This window comes from Nitrospira defluvii (assembly GCF_905220995.1).
In the GTDB taxonomy this organism is placed as follows: Bacteria; Nitrospirota; Nitrospiria; order Nitrospirales; family Nitrospiraceae; genus Nitrospira_A; species Nitrospira_A defluvii_C.
Genome location: NZ_CAJNBJ010000001.1, coordinates 375,117 through 391,210, shown reverse-complemented (window position 1 = coordinate 391,210; position 16,094 = coordinate 375,117). Strand labels below are relative to the sequence as shown.

13 protein-coding genes are annotated in these 16,094 nt (G+C 61.5%); all 13 read left to right on the top strand.

The annotated features are described in order from the left end of the window. The first annotated feature begins 3 nt into the window (after nucleotides 1-3). The 13 genes from KJA79_RS01905 (at nucleotide 4) to KJA79_RS01845 (ending at nucleotide 15,941) form a co-directional block, all read left to right on the top strand. Nucleotides 4-1,152, top strand: a complete 1,149-nt coding sequence (locus KJA79_RS01905) for a glycosyltransferase family 2 protein (protein ID WP_213040306.1) — start codon at nucleotides 4-6, stop codon at nucleotides 1,150-1,152. Nucleotides 1,153-1,155: 3 nt separating this feature from the next. Then, nucleotides 1,156-1,788 carry a sugar transferase gene (locus KJA79_RS01900; RefSeq protein WP_246507366.1) on the top strand — a complete coding sequence of 211 codons (633 nt, stop codon included), beginning with the start codon at nucleotides 1,156-1,158 and terminating at the stop codon, nucleotides 1,786-1,788. Nucleotides 1,789-1,819: 31 nt separating this feature from the next. After that, nucleotides 1,820-2,788, top strand: coding sequence for a thiamine pyrophosphate-dependent dehydrogenase E1 component subunit alpha (locus KJA79_RS01895; protein ID WP_213040304.1), 969 nt, complete (start codon nucleotides 1,820-1,822; stop codon nucleotides 2,786-2,788). A 4-nt stretch (nucleotides 2,789-2,792) separates the two neighbouring features. Further along, on the top strand, nucleotides 2,793-3,767 hold the full coding sequence (locus KJA79_RS01890; protein ID WP_213040303.1) for an alpha-ketoacid dehydrogenase subunit beta: 975 nt from the start codon (nucleotides 2,793-2,795) through the stop codon (nucleotides 3,765-3,767). Between the two features lie 14 nt (nucleotides 3,768-3,781). Continuing rightward, the gene (locus tag KJA79_RS01885; protein ID WP_213040302.1) at nucleotides 3,782-4,894 is read left to right on the top strand and encodes a DegT/DnrJ/EryC1/StrS family aminotransferase; all 1,113 of its coding nucleotides are present in this window, start codon (nucleotides 3,782-3,784) and stop codon (nucleotides 4,892-4,894) included. Next, complete coding sequence (locus KJA79_RS01880) at nucleotides 4,891-5,667, top strand: class I SAM-dependent methyltransferase (RefSeq protein WP_213040301.1); 777 nt, start codon at nucleotides 4,891-4,893, stop codon at nucleotides 5,665-5,667. Before KJA79_RS01885 ends, KJA79_RS01880 begins: the two co-directional genes overlap by 4 nt. 148 nt (nucleotides 5,668-5,815) lie before the next feature. Continuing rightward, nucleotides 5,816-7,777: a polysaccharide biosynthesis protein gene (locus tag KJA79_RS01875; protein ID WP_213040300.1), complete on the top strand. Its 1,962-nt coding sequence runs from the start codon at nucleotides 5,816-5,818 to the stop codon at nucleotides 7,775-7,777. Nucleotides 7,778-7,865: 88 nt separating this feature from the next. Continuing rightward, on the top strand, nucleotides 7,866-9,500 hold the full coding sequence (locus KJA79_RS01870) for a capsule assembly Wzi family protein (RefSeq protein WP_213040299.1): 1,635 nt from the start codon (nucleotides 7,866-7,868) through the stop codon (nucleotides 9,498-9,500). A gap of 111 nt (nucleotides 9,501-9,611) precedes the next feature. Beyond that, the gene (locus KJA79_RS01865; protein WP_213040298.1) at nucleotides 9,612-12,248 is read left to right on the top strand and encodes an SLBB domain-containing protein; all 2,637 of its coding nucleotides are present in this window, start codon (nucleotides 9,612-9,614) and stop codon (nucleotides 12,246-12,248) included. Nucleotides 12,249-12,267: 19 nt separating this feature from the next. Continuing rightward, the gene (locus KJA79_RS01860; RefSeq protein ID WP_213040297.1) at nucleotides 12,268-13,494 is read left to right on the top strand and encodes a GumC family protein; all 1,227 of its coding nucleotides are present in this window, start codon (nucleotides 12,268-12,270) and stop codon (nucleotides 13,492-13,494) included. 117 nt (nucleotides 13,495-13,611) lie between these two features. Then, on the top strand, nucleotides 13,612-14,628 hold the full coding sequence (gene hpnH, locus KJA79_RS01855; protein WP_213040296.1) for an adenosyl-hopene transferase HpnH: 1,017 nt from the start codon (nucleotides 13,612-13,614) through the stop codon (nucleotides 14,626-14,628). Between the two features lie 103 nt (nucleotides 14,629-14,731). Next, entirely contained in the window at nucleotides 14,732-15,121 is a 390-nt protein-coding gene (locus KJA79_RS01850) for a hypothetical protein (protein ID WP_213040295.1), read from the top strand. A 286-nt stretch (nucleotides 15,122-15,407) separates the two neighbouring features. Continuing rightward, nucleotides 15,408-15,941 (top strand): hypothetical protein, encoded by a 534-nt coding sequence (locus KJA79_RS01845; RefSeq protein ID WP_213040294.1) that lies wholly within the window; start codon nucleotides 15,408-15,410, stop codon nucleotides 15,939-15,941. Nucleotides 15,942-16,094: the final 153 nt, after the last annotated feature.

Below are 16,094 nucleotides of genomic sequence, written 5' to 3'. Positions count from 1 at the left end.
GAGATGCAGGCACAGCAGCCGTTACCGTTTATTACCGTGCTCGTCCCCTGTCGCAATGAGCGGGCGTTCATTGCACGATGTCTGGACTCGATTGTGCACAACGGCTATCCGTCCGATCGGCTCTTCGTGCTGGTCGTGGATGGCATGAGTGGCGACGGCACGCGCGCGGTGCTTGAGGTCTATGCACGCGACCATGAGTCTGTCCGCGTGATCGACAACCAGGGCCGGACGACCCCGAAGGCGCTCAATTTGGGGTTACGGGAAGCGCGGGGGCCAATCGTGTTCAGAGTGGACGCCCATGCCTGTCTGGCGCCTGGGTATCTCCGGCGTTGTGTGGATGCGCTACAGGAGTACGGGGCCGATGTGGTCTGCGGGGTGATGCACACCGTCCCGGCGACGGAGGGCCCGATGGGAAGGGCCATTGCTGCCGCGCTCGGCCATCCATTCGGAGTCGGGAATTCGTACTTTCGCATCCATGTCTCGCGCCCGACCTGGGTGGATACCGTGTTCTGCGGTTGTTACCGGCGCGAGGCGTTTGATCGTGTACCGGCATCGGACGAGCCGGCCGTTCATGAGACCGCAGGCGGAGGTGATGTACCCTTGGATACTAGGGGTCCGTTTAATGCGGCGCTTGTTCGCGGACAGGATATGGATTTCAGTGTCAGGCTGCGCAAGGCCGGAGGCCGCATGCTCCTGCTGCCCGATATCAGCACCAACTACTATGCCCGTTCGACCATCCGATCCTTCTGGAGCCAGAACTGGAGCAACGGGGAGTGGGCGATCCTGCCTTTTGCCTATAGTTCGGGCACGTCGATTTCGTTGCGCCATTTAATCCCCTTGGGTTTCGTGCTGTCGGTGGTGGTGACGGCGGCGGCAGGTCTCGTGATGCCGTCGTTCTTGTGGGGGAGTGTCGGAATCGCCGGCCTCTACGGCGTGGTGAACCTGCTTGCGTCACTGCATGCCGCGTGGCGCGAACGGTCGGCGGCGATCGGGTTCCTGCTGCCATTGGTCTTTGTTACGCTGCATGTGGGGTATGGGCTTGGGTCCCTGTGGGGCCTGGTGCGACTGGTCGGCTTGCCGCAATTCTGGCGCAGGGTGGGATGGACCGGAAGCCGTCGCGCGGCTGCCGTGGTCTCCGGAGAGCGGGTGTAAGTGATGAAACGTCTGTGTGATGTGCTGGTGGCTTCGGTGTTGCTGCTGCTGTTGAGTCCCCTCCTGCTCGTGATTGCGCTGGTGATTACGTGGAGCGACGGCGGCCCGGTGTTTTATCGAGCCCCTCGGGTGGGGTTGAGGGGACAGTCGTTTCGCATGTTGAAGTTCCGCACCATGGTGCAGCACGCGGACCGGCTCGGCGGACCGTCGACGCCGGACGGAGATCCGAGGGTGACCCCGATCGGTCGCTGGTTGAGAAAACACAAGCTGGATGAATTGCCGCAGTTGTTCAACGTGTGCGGCGGGACGATGAGTCTGGTCGGGCCGAGGCCGGAGGTGCAGCATTATGTCGACTTGTATTCGGAGGAGGAGCGCGTCATTCTGACGGTTCGCCCAGGGTTGACGGACTGGGCTAGCTTATGGAATATCGATGAGGGGGCGTTACTCAAGGGAAGCCCCGATCCCGAGAAAGTCTATTTAGAAACCATCCGGCCGGTGAAGCTCCGGCTCCAACTGGCCTATGTGCGGCAGAGGAGCTTCGGCACCGATCTCCGCATTCTCCTCCATACCGCGATCGCGCTGGCACGAGGCAAGGGGGCCCGTCCGCTTCCGCTGATTGTTGAAAAGGGCGTGTGACGTGCAAGGAACGGGAGCGTCAAACGAGGTGATGACTATCGAGCAGTCGCTCTGGCGGATGATGGTATTGATCCGCGCCGTCGAGAATCGCATCGGCGAGTTGGTCTTGGCGGGAGAGATCAAGACCCCCTGCCACCTCTCGATCGGACAGGAGGCCATTCCGGCCGGTGTGTGCGCCGCGTTGCAGCCGGACGATAGTCTGTGGGGCGGACACCGCTCGCATGGGCACTATCTCGCAAAGGGGGGAGATCTGCGCGCCATGATGGCGGAGATTTTCGGCAAGGCCACGGGTTGTGCGCGCGGGCGCGGGGGCTCCATGCATCTGGTCGATACGGCGCAGGGCATTTTCGGCACGGTCCCCTTGGTGGCGGCGACCATTCCGTTGGCCGTAGGCGCCGCCCTCTCCGCGAAACTCCGGGGCACGGGGCAGATCGCCGTGGCGTTTTTTGGCGACGGGGCCACCGACGAGGGGCACTTTCATGAGTCGCTCACCCTGGCGGCCTTGTACCGACTTCCCGTCTTGTTCGTGTGTGAAAACAATCTGTACTCTACGCACTTGACGCTGAAAGAGCGACGGGTCAAGGACAATATCGTGGAGAGCGCGGATTTGCACGGGCTGTCGGGTGAACGGGTGGACGGGAACGATGTCATGGCCGTACAGAGCTCGGCGCAACAGGCTGTGCAACGTGCACGGGCGGGCAATGGGCCGACACTCTTGGAATGCCGGACCTATCGATGGCGGGGCCACGTCGGACCGGCAGCCGATCTTGAGGTCGGCGAGGACCGGCGGCGTGAACTGGATGAATGGCGGCAGCGGGATCCGATCGCACGATGCCGGGAACGGCTCCGCGCACAGGGGCTGTCCTCGGAGCGGTTCGAGTCGCTTGAGGCCGCTGTGCGGGACGAGGTTGAGGAGGCCGTGACTTTTGCTCGCCAGTCCCCTGCCCCGGATGACAGCGAATTACTCCACCATGTCTACGTGTCCCGGCGAGGAGTCTAAGAAGATGCGCAGGTTGAGCTACGCCAGGGCGATTCGGGAGGCCCATGCCCAATTGCTTGCCCAGGATCCGCGCGTCTTCCTGATCGGACAGGGCGTTCGAAATCCCTGGTATGCGGGCACGAGCCTGCAGGATCTCGATAAGGAATTCGGCCGTGAGCGGGTGATCGACTCTCCGGTTTCCGAGAACGCGACGACCGGCGCGGCCATCGGCGCGGCGATCACGGGCATGCGCCCCATTGTGTTTCATCCGCGCATGGACTTCATGCTGCTGGCGGCGGACCCGATCATGAATCAGGCGGCAAACTGGTCCTATTTGTTTGCGGGGCAGGTGTCCGTGCCGGTGGTGATTCGGGCGGTGATCAACCGGGGAGGAGAACAGGGCGCGCAACATTCTCAAGCCGTGCAGGCGCTCTTTGCGCATGTGCCGGGACTGAAGGTCGTCATGCCCGCTACTCCCTATGACGCGAAAGGGCTCCTCGTCGCGGCCGTCCGGGACGGAAATCCCGTGCTCTACATCGACGACCGTTGGTTATATGAGTCGGAGGGTGAGGTGCCGGAGGCATTGTACGAAGTCCCGATCGGGTCGGCCGCGGTCCGTCGGAGCGGGAAGGATGTCACCCTGGCAGCCACGTCCTATATGGCGGCCCAGGCCGGTCGGGCAGCCGAGCGGCTGGCGCAGCGAGGGATCGATGTGGAAGTGATCGACCTGCGTTCGATCAAACCCTGGGATCGCAACCTGGTGTATTCGTCCGTCGGCAAAACCGGCCGCCTGGTCATTGCCGATGCCGCCTGGGTGAGCGGCGGGATTGCTGCTGAAATCGCCGCCTCGGTGGCGGGAGACATCTTTCACGCCTTGAAAGCTCCGATTGCTCGAGTCTGTCTGCCGGATGCGCCGGCGCCCACCTCCGCGGTGCTGGAGCAGGCCTATTACGTCGGCGCAGACGAGATGGTCTCCGCAGTGGAAAAGGTCTTGCTGTAAAGGTCTTGCCGCGCATGTCGTATCAGGTTCCCTTCATCGACCCCCGCAGTCACTACGCCAAGCTCAAGCCGGAGATCGATCGGGCGATCATTGATTGCCTGACCAACGGTGATCTGGTCAACCGGCACCAGTTGAAGGATTTCGAACAGCATCTGGCCGAGTTCGTCGGCGTGAAATATGCTGTCGGCGTCAACAGCGGCTACCATGCGCTCCTGTTCGCACTGCTCGGCGCCGGAGTCGGGCCGGGCCATGAAGTGATCACGGTGGCCCACACGTTCGTCGCGACGGTGTCGGCCATCGTCCATTGCGGCGCACAGCCGGTGCTGATCGACGTGGCCCCGGACTTCAACATGGATGTCGACCTGATTGAGCGCGCCATCACGCCGAAGACAAAAGCGCTGCTTCCTGTGCACCTGAACGGACGGGTCTGTGAGATGGACCGTATCCTGGCGCTGGCCGACAAGCACGGGCTGGCGGTGATCGAGGATGCGGCCCAGGCGTTGGGGGCCACGTTCGACGGCAAGTGCGCCGGGAGCCAGGGGCGGGCCGGCTGTTTCAGTTTCTATCCCTTCAAGGTGCTCGGCGGATTCGGGGACGGGGGAGCCATTACGACGAACGATGCGGCGCTGGCCCGCATGGCGACACTCCTTCGCTATAACGGCGAGGACCGTGCCACCGGCGAATATCACTACCATGGGCAGACCGCGTTGTTGGACAACGTCCAGGCGGCGGTGTTGGACGTGAAGCTCCGCCACTTGCCCGATTGGATCGCCCACCGGCGTCGCATCGCTGCTGCCTACCATCGGGGCCTGTCCGGAATCACACAGCTGCGCATTCCTCAATTCGACGAGACCCGGCGCAAGGACATCTTTCAGAACTACGTCATCCGCACCAGGGTGCGTGAGCAATTGCGCGCCTATCTGAAGGAGCAGGGGATCGAGACCTTGGTTCACTGGCAGAAGCCCATGTGGGAGCATAAAGGTCTGGGGCTGGCGGCCCCGGACGTTCCGGAAACCCTCTCCATCTGCCGGGAAGTGGTGTCGTTGCCGATGAGCGCCGAAACCACCGAGGCGCAGGTCGATCTCGTCGTGGCCGCGCTCCGGACGTTTTTCTCCATGCAGCCGTGACTTTTCCCGATTACAGTCCCGTGACCGAAACGTGCGGCGAGTGGGTAACGCCTGAGGCGTTGTCCATGGTCTATACGCGGTACCGGTTTGCGTTGGACTTCTGTCGCGGTCGGCGAGTGTTCGAAGTCGCTTGCGGCCCCGGCGTCGGACTCGGGTATCTGGGGCGGCAAGCCGAGGCGATTGTCGGGGGGGATCTGACCGAACCTTTGCTGCGCCAGGCGCACCGCGCTGTGCAGGGCGCGACGCCGTTGGTGCGACTCCAAGCCGAAGCCTTGCCGTTGTGCGCAGCATCCCGTGACGTGATCGTCTGTTACGAGGCACTCTATTTTTTTGCAGACGTCGAAACGTTTTTGAGGGAGTGCCGGCGGGTGCTGGCTCCGCAGGGGCGGCTGGTCCTCTGCACGGTCAACCCTGAGTGGCCGGAGTTCAATCCCAATTCCTATGCCTGCCGATATTACTCCGCCCGGCAGCTGTCGGCCCTGTTGCAACAGTCCGGCTTTGCGTGCGAATTGTTCGGCGCGTTTCCGACTGAGCCTGCCTCCTGGCGTGCCGCCTTGGTGGGCCGGCTCAAACGAGTGGCGGCGGCGTGGCGTCTGATTCCTTCAACCATGACCGGGAAGCGCTGGCTCAAGCGGCTGTTCTTTGGAACCCTCGTTCCGTTTCCCGCGGCGGTGGTTGACGGCATGGCGGTCTATGCGCAGCCTGTCCCGATCGAATCGGACCAGCCGGTCTGTGACTACAAAGTATTGTTTGCAGTTGGCCGATCAGCCTGACGTTCGCAGAGCCGTCTGCCCTGCTCGCAGTCCCTCTCTGAATTGGCCCTGAGGCATCTCCTAGGGCTGGATTCGGCGATTAGAGACGGAGTATGTTCTTGACTGGTCCCATCGGGGGTTTCGAGTCACTCTCTGTCCCGAGACTGTCATGTCGACTCTGGTTTCCACAACCATGACGGCCGTCCATCGGCGTGTCCTCCTCTTCCTCGCCTATCTGGGGCTGGCGGCCTTATCTAATGTCGCGGCCTTTCTGCTTCGTTTCGATCAAGTGGTTCCGGCCGCTCAGTGGGAGTTGTGCCTCACCCTGCTCCCGTTGTTGTTGGCGATCCGGGCGTTGGCCTTCTATCCCTTCCGGCTCTATGACGGCCTCTGGCGCTACACGAGTTTGTGGGATGTCCGTGATCTGGCGCTGAGCATCGCGCTCAGTACCCTGGTATTTGTGGGAGTGGTCAGGCTGGGGTTGGGGATACGGGCCTATCCATCTTCGATTTTTGTCATTGATGCGCTGCTGCTGTTCTGTTTCCAAACCGGGGTGCGCGCGATTCCCCGGCTTCTGCGGGAGCGTGGCTGGATGGGGACGGGCCGCAAGCGGGTGTTGATCGTCGGGGCGGGTGATGCCGGAGCGATGATTGTGCGGGAGATGCGGAACAATCCCTCGTCCGGCTACCGGCCCATCGGGTTCGTGGACGACGATCCCGCAAAAGTCGGACACCGCATTCACGGAGTAAAGGTCTTGGGAAGCCGAGTCCGCCTGCCGGAGATCATCGCCGAGGACGCGCCAGACGTGGTGTTGGTGGCCATGCCGAGTGCGGCACCCGCCACGATTCGGGAAGTGGTCACGGCGCTCGAACCGTTCCATCTGCCGATTCAAACCCTCCCGAACTTGCGAGACCTGTTGCAGTGTCGCGTGGAGGTCGGCCAGATCCGCAACCTCTCCGTTGAAGACCTGCTCGACCGGGTTCCGGTCGATTTGGACCCCGAGCCTCTGCGCGCGCTGGTGCAAGGGGCGCGCGTGTTGGTGACCGGCGCCGGAGGGTCGATCGGCTCGGAGTTATGCCGGCAGGTCGCGCGACTGGCGCCGACGATGTTGGTGATGCTGGATCGATATGAGAACGGCTTGTTCGCCGTCGCGAATGAGCTCATGGCCGCCGGGCATTCGTCGATCGCTCCGGTGATCGGAGACGTCACTGAGGTCGGCCAGATGAACCGGCTGTTTGCCGAATATCGTCCGACGCTGGTATTTCATGCCGCCGCGCATAAACACGTGCCGCTCATGGAGGGCAACCCTTGTGAAGCGGTGTTGAACAATGTCGGCGGCACTCGCATTGTGGCCGAGGCCGCGCATCGCCATGAAGTGGAGCGCTTCATTCTCATTTCGACCGACAAGGCCGTGAATCCCGTCAGTGTGATGGGCGCGAGCAAAGGGGTTGCGGAACTGCTGCTACAACAACTCGGGCGCTCGTCGCGCACCAGGTTTGCGACCGTGCGGTTCGGCAACGTCCTGGGTAGCAACGGCAGTGTCGTGCCGTTGTTTCTTGAGCAGATCAAGGCAGGAGGGCCGGTCACGATCACCGACCCGCAGATGCGCCGCTATTTTATGCTGGTGGCCGAAGCGGTTCATCTGGTGCTCCATGCCGCACGTCTGGCCAAGGGGGGAGAGCTCTTTGTCCTCGAGATGGGTGAGCAAATCAGTGTGGTGGAGATGGCGCGCAACCTCATCCGCCTGGCCGGGTTTGTCCCGGACAAAGACATTGTCCTCGCCTATGTGGGATGCAGACCGGGGGAAAAACTGGTGGAAGAGTTGGTCGCTGCCCATGAACGGGTCGAGAAGACGGCGGTGTCCAAGGTGCTCGCCGTCGTGTCGGACTCGGGACGTGATCTCACTCGCCTGTCCACCCTCGTGGCGCAACTGGAGGAGTCGGCCGCTGAAGGCAATGTCGCCACGGTGCTCGGGCTCCTTCGCACGATTCTTCCGAACTATCATCCGGTTCCGATTCCCGCGACGTTGGACGGTTCTCCAGATGTCGACAGCGGGGTGACGGAGGAGCTGCCTGCCTCCTCAGCCGATATCGTGACAGCGTCGCCCACGGGCTCCCACAGGCGGGCATGATGTGTGTCGGTTGCACCCCCACGATAGCTGGCGACATTGTCTCCCACTCGGGTCCTGTCCATCCCGCTGATATGGTTCGGCCTGCCCTGTGAGTGTTCCGCGCCTTTTATGCTCGCTGACGCTGGGCCTCCTCCTGTGGCTGATCTCGGGGGGCATCGCCCTGGCGTCCAGCAATCTTCCACTACACCATTGGGGATATGATGCCATCGAACGGTTGATCGCCCTGGAGGTGATCGACCGGGCCTTGGTCGGCGCGAAACCCTTCACCCGCATGCAGGCGGCGCAGTGTGTGGCGCGAGCCATTGAACGGGTGCGGGCCGATGAGGTGGCACTCGACGGCCGTGAGGTGATCGCGGAGCCTCTGTTGGAGCGACTGCTCGCGGAATTTCGTCCGGAGTTGATCCGTCTCGGCACCATCAGGGCCCGCCCGCAGGACAAATCCGGTTCGGTGCGGTTCGGCGCGCGTGTGACCTCTGAGGTGGACGCGTCGTCCGTCGGCGGCGGGCAAACCATCCGGTTCCGCGAGAATCGGGGCGGAGAATATTTCGTCAACGGCGTGCAGAACCAAACCGATGTGCGCGCCTGGGCGGAGCTCAACGAATGGGCCGCGGTGATGGTCCAGCCGAAATTCATCAGCAATCGCCATTTGCTGGGGCTGGGGGCCACCAACAACAGCGACAATTTTTACTTGCGCGAGTTCAGCCTCAAACTGAGCTACGCCAATATCGCGCTGGAGGCCGGGCGGGGGACGCAGTGGTGGGGTCCCGGGTATCACGGGTCGTTGTTGCTGACGGACCATGCCTTCCCCATGGATATGATCAAGCTGGGCACGGAGCGGCCCTTTCAATTGCCGGGATCGCTCAGCGGGCTCGGGGACTGGAAGGTCAATGCGTTTCTCGCGCAGTTGGAACGGAATCGTGATGTGTCGCGCGCCCGAGTGTTCGGATTGCGCATCAGCTACCTTCCGGCCTCCTGGCTGGAGTTCGGATTGACGCGCTTGACCCAATTCGGGGGGCGCGGACGGGATCAATCCTTCCCGGAGACGATCGTGGACACCTACATCCATCCGGCCAATCAGGGCGCCGACAAGGACGTCAACGAACAGGGTATGGCCGATTTCCGGCTCAGGCTGCCCTCGGTTCCGTACCTGATTCCCTTTCCTGCCGGCCTGCAGCTGTACGGAGAGATCGGGACAGAAGATAAATGGTCTCAACTTCCCATTCCCAGCCGGGCCGCGTTCCTGGGGGGGATCTACATTCCGCAGGTGTTTGCGGGCGATACCCTGGACCTCCGCATCGAATACGCCGACACGGATTATGGGCGGCGACGCCATCCGGAGTTGGGACAGGTCTGGTACAACAACGGCACCTATACCAGCGGCATGCGTTACCGGGGTTTACCGCTCGGGCATCACATGGGCACCGACGCCGTTGATTTCTTCATCCGCACGACCCGGTATCTGACGGACACCCTGCAGCTCGGCGCGAATTTTAACATCCAGGAGCGGGACCGGGGGCAGCCGGTCCACGAAAAAAAACGCGAGGCGGCGATCGACCTGACCTGGTGGTATGCCAAGGACGTGCAGGTCATGGCCGGGTATACCTTTCAGCGATTGAAGAATCCCGGCCAGGTCACGGCGATTACGCCATTTGACGAAACGTTCGCCGGCGGCATTCAGGCCCAGAACCATTTGTTCTGGACTTCTCTAGCCGTGCAGTTTTAGGCTACCTGGTTGATTCCTGAGCCAGACCGGTTCAGGCGACGGTGCTGCGCCCGTTCGGGCGAGGCTTCCATCGTTTCCGGTTCGGACCCTATGCAGGAGGTGCGAGCAATCATGGGTGTGAGTCGATACTCTTCTCATCGTGCCCCGGGCTCCCTGCGGTCGAATCTCTGTGCTCGCACCCTGATCTGGATGTTGGTGGCGTCCTTCGTGCTGCCGCCCTCTCTGCTCGCCCAGAATCTTCAGTCACAACCGGCGGTGCCGGGCGGCCTGCAGCAACAACCGGGGCCCGGTGTGCCCGGTGGATTATTTAATCCCGGCGGGTTTGCCGTTCCCGGGACAGGCGGGCAACTGGGCCAGGCGATCGTCACCAATCCCACGGCGTTGCAGCCGATCGTGCCCAATCAGGTGCCCTGTCCGATCCCTCTTTCCTCCGACCTTACGTCCAAGGGAACCGTGCCCAATCTGAACGACTATTGGCCTGTCGAGCCGAGCAGTTTGCTGCCCAGTTCGATTGAGCAACGGATGAAGCAGGAACAGGAAGAACGGGATCGCCGACAGGAGAAGTTACAGGCGGAGAAGGAAAAGTCGAGTATCGAGTATCAGGTGCAGGTGGAGCGCGAGAAAAAAGGTGTTGCCCAGTTGCCCTTTGGCCAGGGAGCGGTTCCGGGGCTCCAACCGTCGCTCGGCCAGCAGTCTCCACAGCCGGGGACTCAGCCCGCCGGGCAACCGGGAGCGGGGCGGCCGTTACCGGAAAAGAAGGCCTTCACGGCGGAATTGCTGCGGCAACAGGACTTCAACGTTGAAGAGGCCTTCGCCGAATTTTCCGTGTTGCACGGCGTGAAGAGCCGCGTACGGCAGTTCGGCTACGAGTTCTTCGAGGCCCAGGCCAGCACCTTTTCCCCGGTGCAGGATGTGCCGGTGGGACCGGACTATGTCGTCGGCCCGCAGGATTCCCTCGCGGTGCACATTTGGAATGTGCCGGACCCCAGTTTCAACCGCAGTTTTATCGTGCCGGTCGAACGGGATGGCATGATCGTGATTCCGCAAGTGGGGGCGATTTCCGTCGGCGGCCAGCCGTTTTCCCAGGTGGAACAGACGGTGCGGGCGAGGCTGGGCAGTCTCCTGAAACGGTTCGAACTGCATGTGTCCATGGCGCGAATCCGTACGATCAAGGTGTTCGTCGTGGGCGAGGTCATCCGTCCCGGCGCATATGAGATCAGCGCGCTGGCCACCGCTTCGAACGCGCTCTACGCCGCCTGCGGGCCGGCCCGTTCCGGCTCGTTACGTCAGGTGAAGGTGATGCGCGAGGGGAAAACGGTTGCCGATCTCGATCTCTACGACTTCCTGTTGCGCGGCGACCGGCGGTTCGATCAGCGCCTCCAGTCCGGCGATGTGGTCCTTGTCCCGCCGCTTGGTCCGGTGGTGGCGATCAGCGGGTCGATCAAGCGGCCGGCCATTTACGAAGTCAAACCCGGTGTGCGGTTGACGGAGCTGTTGACGCTTGCAGGGGGGCTCACGCCATTGTCGGACCGGCAACGCTGCCATCTCTTCCGATTGGATCCGGAGCGTGGGCGGATCATGATCGATGTGGATCTGGTCGGCGCCCTTGCTTCTCAGGGACATGAGAAGAGCCGTCCCGGTGTCGCAGGTGGGGATCCGCTGCTGCTGGACGGGGACTACGTGCGGATCGGCATCCTCCCCACGCAGATCACCAATGTGGTGAGTCTCGTCGGGGCGGTGAAAAGCCCCGGGCCCTACGAATATCGCCCGGGTATGAAGGTCAAGGATCTGCTGGTTCACGATCAGTTGACGATGGATGCCTACGCGGATCGCGCGGAGATCGTCAGGACCGATCCGGTCACCTATCAAACCAGGGTCATTCAATTCAGTCCTCGGGCGCTGCTCGACGGCAATGACGCCGAGAATCATGTGCTTCAACGGCTGGATCAGGTGGTGGTGGCCAGTCAACATCGTCCGCCCAAACTGGTGTTGGTCGAGGGAGAGCTGCAGCGGCCGGGATATTTCACAATTGAAACGGGCGAACGGTTGAGCTCGGTGTTGAAGCGGGCGGGCGGGGTCACGGCAAATGCCTTTCCTGCCGGCCTGGTGTTGACGCGCGAATCCGTCAAGCTCCGGCAACAGGCTGAGCTGGAGCGGTTCGTCGCCTCGGAGCGGCAACGATTGACGGCACAGGCGGCGGGGGGAGCGGCCGGGGCAACCGGACTCAGCACCACCGCCGTATTGTCCGCAGGAGGGGGGCTGGCCGAGCAACAGGTGTTGTCCCTGCGGCTCCAGCAATTGGAGGCCATCACGTCACGATTGGAATTGGGACGGGTGGTGATCCGGATGGAGTCGATTGAGCATCTGGAAGGCACAGAGGACGATATCATCCTGGAGGCGCGCGACCGGATTTTGATGCCGACGCCGTCGCAGACGGTCAGCATCATCGGCTCGGTGAAGAACCCCAGCACGGTGGTGTATCGGCCGGGCTTTGGCTTGGACGATTATCTGCGTCAGGCCGGGGGCGTGACCGAGGATGCCAACAAGAAAGAAATGTATGTGATGCGGGCGAATGGGACCACCGACTCCGCCTATCTCGCCGTGAAGGACCTACGTTCCGGGGACACCATCGTGGTGCCTCAGAAGATCGAGGCCAGGACACCGCAGCTGGCCTTGTGGCAGACGGTGGCCAGTATCATCGGCAGCGTGGCCCTCACGGCGGCGGGGATAGCGGTGGTCGGTCGGTAAGGCGGGACGTGATGGAATCATGAGTCGAGTACTGGAGGCACATCAGGCCGTCATGACGCCGTCGCGAGGGAATGGTTCCGGTGTGCCTGCACAGGCCCAGATCGGCTCGCTGGATTTCTGGGCCGTGCTGTCGCGCCGTCGAGGCCTGGTGTCAGCGATCGTCCTCGTCTCCCTCCTCGGAACGTATGCGGTCAGCATGCTTCTCCTTCCTAAAAGTTATGAGTCGACGGCGACCCTGTTGCCGCAATTGGACTCCAAAGAAGGCGGGGGATTGGCCGCCCTGCTCACGGCCACAGGGGCCGGGGGGATGGCGCAGAATCTGGGCGCAACCCTGCCGAACATGCCGACGACTCCCACCGATGTGTTTGTGGCGATCTTAAAATCACGGGTCATGGCGGATGAGGTGATCGCCAAGTTCGGCCTGATGGCCCTATATGGTGAGCGGACGATGCATGACACCCGCGCGGAGTTGGCGGAGCGGGTGCGTATCGCCGTGTCGAAGGAGAAAGTCATCAAGGTGACGGTGGAGGATACCAACCCTCAGCGGGCCGCCGACATCGCGGCCCATTTTGTGGCCGGTCTCGACCGGTTGAATCGCACCTTGAATGTGAGTAAAGCCGGACAGAATCGTGCCTTCTTGGAACGCCGTCTCAATGAGACGATGGACACAATGGCAAAGGCGGAGGAGGCGCTTCGTGATTTTCAGGCGAAGAATAAGGCGGTGGCCGTGGAGGCGCAGTCCAAGGCCATGATCGAAGCCGCCGCGCTGATACAGGGTCAAATCACGGCGCAAGAAGTGCAGTTGCAGGTGATGGAAGGCTATCTCTCGCCCGACAATCCCGATCTCTCCCGTATTCGTTCCAGCATCGAGGAGTTGCGAAAGCAGTTGGGATTGATGGAATCCGGCAAGGGGGGCAAGGGCGCACCGGCGGGAGGTCGACTCCATCCCGCCATGGTGACGGTGCCGGACCTGGCCTTGCAGTATGGGCGACTGCTCCGGGAGTTGAAGGTGCAGGAAACGCTGTACGCGCTGCTCACCTCACAGTATGAGCAGGCGAAGATCACCGAAGCCCGTGATACGCCTACCGTGCAGGTGTTGGACCCCCCGGTTCCGGCAGATAAACAGATCAAGCCCCGCCCGGTGTTCTATGCGGCCGTAGCCGGCGTGACAGGCCTCTGTCTCGCGATCGTCCTTGCCTATGTGTTGGAGTTGCGTGCCCGGAAGACCGGCGGCCTGCCGCACTGATCTTGTCAAATTGACGATTTTTCAATCGCAATGGTAGAATCCGCGCGATTTCTCTGCTAGAAGGCCGGAAGTCTCAGTCGGTATTCACATTCACATTTACCAGAATAGGAGAACGGGATGGCTGTTCCAGTCTCCCAGATGTATACAGTGACCAAGTACGTGTTGACCCAGAAACTCCGGGGGGTCAAACGGTATCCGCTCGTGCTCATGCTCGAGCCCCTGTTTCGCTGCAATCTCGCCTGCGCGGGGTGCGGCAAGATTCAATATCCGGATCATGTGCTGGATAAGCGGTTGACCCCGGCGCAATGCTGGGCTGCAGCCGATGAGTGCGACGCTCCGATCATCAGTATCCCGGGCGGCGAACCCCTGATCCATCCGGAAATGCCTGAGATCGTGCGCGGCCTCGTGGAGCGCAAGAAGTACGTGTATCTCTGCACGAACGCGATCTTGATGGAGCGGAAACTCGACGACTATCCGCCGTCGAAGTTTCTCACCTTCAGCGTCCATATGGACGGCTTGCGCGACGAGCATGATTTGGCGGTCTGCCGCGACGGGGTCTACGATGTGGCGGTCAAGGCGATCAAGGCGGCGCTCAAGCGCGGTCATCGGGTTACGACCAATACGACGCTGTTCGACGACGCCAACCCGGAACGCGTCCGGAAGTTCTTCGACGAAATGATGGGGCTCGGCGTCGAAGGTATGATGATCTCGCCGGGCTACAGTTATCAAAAGGCCCCGGATCAACAGCATTTTCTGAAGCGCAGCCGAACGACCGAACTGTTCTCGAAGATCCTGAGCAATCGGAAGCGCGACTGGCAGTTTAATCAGTCCCCGCTGTTCCTGGAGTTCCTCATGGGGCGGCGCCAATACCAATGCACCCCCTGGGGTAACCCCACCTATAACGTCTTCGGGTGGCAACGGCCTTGTTATTTGCTCCAAGAAGGGTACGCCTCAAGCTTTCGAGAGCTGATGGAGAAGACCGATTGGGATGCCTATGGCACCGGACGGAATGAAAAGTGCGCAGACTGCATGGTGCACTGCGGGTATGAGGCGTCAGCGGTGGAGGATACCTTCGGTTCCTTATCCGGATTTGCGAAAACCGTCAAGATCACCTTGTTGCCCAACGCGCGATAGCCGGGCGGTTGATCCCGAGTACTCCACGGTGATGTGGTTCGGCCGCTTGGCCGGCCGAACGCATCACCCATCATCACATGCCATAGGACGAGCGGAACAGACCATGACTGACGCGAAATACCATGCGCCGGAAGGCGGAAGTTTGGAAGGGCGGATCTTTCGGCCTGCGACCCCGGCCGAGTTGAGCGAGGCGATTGAGCTGGCCTTCGACTACCGTGGGGATATCACCGTTGAGTTGAAGTCGGGCGATCGGGTTCTCGGTTATCTCTTCAATCGCACGGCGACGGGTGACCAGCCGACGATTGAACTGTTTCCTGCAACCAGCAGCGGGACGATGACTATTCCGTATTCAGAGATCGCGGCGATCGCCTTTACCGGGGAAGACACGGCGACCGGAAAATCCTGGGAGGCGTGGATCGCCAAGAAAGATTCGGAGCGACGTCAAGAAGTGGACCGCGCCGCTGCCGAGGCCAAGGCGCGAGGGCATTTGTAGTCGCCGACTCTGGGTGTGTGCAGGGGTAGGTCTGGTCACGAGTCACAGGGTGATTCCTGCTCCAATGGCTTCCCGTTTTGTCCGTCCTGCGTGATCAGTTTTGCTCGCTTCTTCCATCGTTTCTCCATCCGTTTGACTCCATCCATTTGTTGACAAAGAGGGGGGGCTGTGCTAGAAGAGTCGGCCTCAAAATTGGCCGCGAGTCCGTGTCGAAGAGGCCTCTCGGAGCATAGCGTTTCTTGTGATGTGGGTGAGGCCAAGAACGAGTCCGACACGGATTTTTCAGATGCAAGAACGGAAGAGAATCGGAAGTCACTCCGTTCGGCATGCCTGTTGGGGATTGATCGGCGCGCTGCTCGTTCCTTCGGTGTTGTTTGCGAGCCATGCAGCCGACCACCGGTTTACGGTCGAGGGGTTTGTCTGCGGCAAAGATGGCCGCCCCAGTACCAAGGTCGAGGTGCTGGTTAAGGACACCCGAATCACGGTGGGTCAGACCGTGGAGACCGATGGTGACGGGTACTATAAAGTCACCCTGCATCTTCATAATGACAATGTCGGCGACCCGCTGCTCGTTGAGGCAGGCGGGGAGCAGAAAAATCTGAAGATCGAGTTCGATCCGAACGATCTGGAGACCGAACGGAAGCTTCGGGTTGATTTCGGTAGTGGGTGTGAGCGCGATCTCGGTCCTCCGCAGTGGTTGTTGTACGGGCTGGGGGTTGCGGCTGTTGCTATTGTGGGATGGATTGGGCTAAAGATCTCCCGCAAGCGGATGCGTGAAGAGCAACGGCGAAGGAAGGGGCAGGGCAAGCGGCAGAAATAGGGCACGGTCCGTGGGGCATTGTTCCTCGCCGGATCGAATAGCAGGAAGTAGGCGGGGAAGTCCAAACGTGACCTCGTTGTATTGTGAGTCTTGACGCTTTTGCTGAGGCTGCTATGTGCGCCTCAGGGAAGCGTCTTTTTTTTCTGTCGATGG